Here is a 240-nt window from a genome sequence, read left to right as displayed (position 1 = left end):
GGCGGATGTCTGGGTCGACGCCTGGCAGATGTCGGATGACGAGTTGGCCGATCGTATCCAGGCCGACAAGGTCGATATCCTGATCGACGTCTCCGGGCACACGACCGGCAACAGGCTCCATGTCTTCGCCCGCAAGCCGGCCCCGATCCAGGTCTCCGGGTTTGGTCACGCCACGGGCACGGGCCTTCAGACCATGGACTACGTGCTCGCGGATCCCGTCTTCATTCCGCAATCGGCGCG

Annotated in this window: 1 protein-coding gene; it reads left to right on the top strand. The window is 64.6% G+C overall.

The features are described 5' to 3' along the window. On the top strand, positions 1–240 hold a 240-nt coding region (locus AC0L3J_RS38350), incomplete at both ends, for an O-linked N-acetylglucosamine transferase family protein (protein ID WP_473350615.1).

It is taken from the genome of Bradyrhizobium sp. Kon37 (assembly GCF_055807535.1).
The sequence above is the reverse complement of the archived record's forward strand: the minus strand, read 5'-3'. Positions and strand labels throughout refer to the sequence as shown.